The sequence below is a fragment of the Rheinheimera oceanensis genome, from assembly GCF_018831085.1.
GTDB lineage: Bacteria > Pseudomonadota > Gammaproteobacteria > Enterobacterales > Alteromonadaceae > Alishewanella > Alishewanella oceanensis.
In genome coordinates, this window is the sequence record NZ_JAGPNM010000023.1 from 3,036 (window position 1) to 5,164 (window position 2,129).

2 tRNA genes and 1 rRNA gene are annotated in these 2,129 nt (G+C 51.1%); all 3 read right to left on the bottom strand.

From position 1 onward, the window contains the following. Positions 1-76: transfer RNA gene (locus J3B89_RS20720), tRNA-Ala, on the bottom strand. Between the two features lie 102 nt (positions 77-178). Continuing rightward, positions 179-255, bottom strand: a tRNA-Ile gene (locus tag J3B89_RS20725). A gap of 207 nt (positions 256-462) precedes the next feature. Continuing rightward, a 16S ribosomal RNA gene (locus tag J3B89_RS20730) occupies positions 463-1,987 on the bottom strand. Positions 1,988-2,129 lie beyond the last annotated feature (142 nt).

The window sequence follows — 2,129 nt, forward strand, 5'->3', positions numbered from 1 at the left end:
TGGTGGAGTTAAGCGGGATCGAACCGCTGACCTCCTGCGTGCAAGGCAGGCGCTCTCCCAGCTGAGCTATAACCCCTCATAATTACCTAACAAGGTAATTTCGTTTTAGGCAAGGCGCTTTCCTGCGAAGCATACTTAGGTATGCGAGGAGGGAAGCAACGACGCATAAAGCGAAATTTGGTTGGTCTGAGTAGACTCGAACTACCGACCTCACCCTTATCAGGGGTGCGCTCTAACCACCTGAGCTACAGACCAATTTTAACTGGTCTGTTTTCCTTATTGCTTCGCTGCTCACTCGCTTATTCGGTCATGTACTACCAGTACACTCCCTCATTCGCTCGCTGTGCGGCTCGCACTAAGCAAAACATCCTGCGTTAAACTCTCGTTCAACGTTAAAACCGTTTGCTCTATCTCATGCAATCAATCATCTGTGTGAACACTTATAACTTCAAGTCACTTAGGTAAGGAGGTGATCCAACCGCAGGTTCCCCTACGGTTACCTTGTTACGACTTCACCCCAGTCATGAATCACAAAGTGGTAAGCGCCCTCCCGAAGGTTAAGCTACCTACTTCTTTTGCAACCCACTCCCATGGTGTGACGGGCGGTGTGTACAAGGCCCGGGAACGTATTCACCGTGGCATTCTGATCCACGATTACTAGCGATTCCGACTTCATGGAGTCGAGTTGCAGACTCCAATCCGGACTACGATACGCTTTATGAGATCCGCTCACTGTCGCCAGCTTGCCTCCCTCTGTACGTACCATTGTAGCACGTGTGTAGCCCTACTCGTAAGGGCCATGATGACTTGACGTCGTCCCCACCTTCCTCCGGTTTATCACCGGCAGTCTCCCTAGAGTTCCCACCATCACGTGCTGGCAACTAAGGATAAGGGTTGCGCTCGTTGCGGGACTTAACCCAACATTTCACAACACGAGCTGACGACAGCCATGCAGCACCTGTCTTACAGTTCCCGAAGGCACAATCGCATCTCTGCAATCTTCTGTAGATGTCAAGAGTAGGTAAGGTTCTTCGCGTTGCGTCGAATTAAACCACATGCTCCACCGCTTGTGCGGGCCCCCGTCAATTCATTTGAGTTTTAATCTTGCGACCGTACTCCCCAGGCGGTCTACTTAGTGCGTTAGCTGCGCTACTCACAGTACAAGACCACGAACAGCTAGTAGACATCGTTTACGGCGTGGACTACCAGGGTATCTAATCCTGTTTGCTCCCCACGCTTTCGCACCTGAGCGTCAGTATTGTGCCAGGGGGCCGCCTTCGCCACTGGTATTCCTCCAAATCTCTACGCATTTCACCGCTACACTTGGAATTCTACCCCCCTCTCACATACTCTAGCATGCCAGTCTTGAATGCAATTCCCAGGTTGAGCCCGGGGCTTTCACATCCAACTTAACATACCGCCTACGTGCGCTTTACGCCCAGTAATTCCGATTAACGCTTGCACCCTCCGTATTACCGCGGCTGCTGGCACGGAGTTAGCCGGTGCTTCTTCTGCGGGTAACGTCAAAGATTGTTACTATTAACAACAACCCCTTCCTCCCCGCTGAAAGTGCTTTACAACCCGAAGGCCTTCTTCACACACGCGGCATGGCTGGATCAGGCTTGCGCCCATTGTCCAATATTCCCCACTGCTGCCTCCCGTAGGAGTCTGGACCGTGTCTCAGTTCCAGTGTGGCTGATCATCCTCTCAAACCAGCTAGGGATCGTCGCCTTGGTGAGCCGTTACCCCACCAACTAGCTAATCCCATATAGGTGCATCCGACAGCATATGGCCCGAAGGTCCCATACTTTGGTCCGTAGACGTTATGCGGTATTAACAGTCGTTTCCAACTGGTATCCCCCTCTGTCGGGCAGCTCCCTATACATTACTCACCCGTCCGCCGCTAGGACCGAAGTCCCCGCTCGACTTGCATGTGTTAGGCCTGCCGCCAGCGTTCAATCTGAGCCATGATCAAACTCTTCAATTAAAAGTGTTTGCTGCCAAAAGGCTGCTCAGTCTTACTGACTTAAAACATTTCTGTAATAGTCACTCAACCGATAAATTTCATTTTTGTGAAATCCATCATAAGTGCCCACACAGATGATTGATTGCGTATTGTTAAAGAGCGT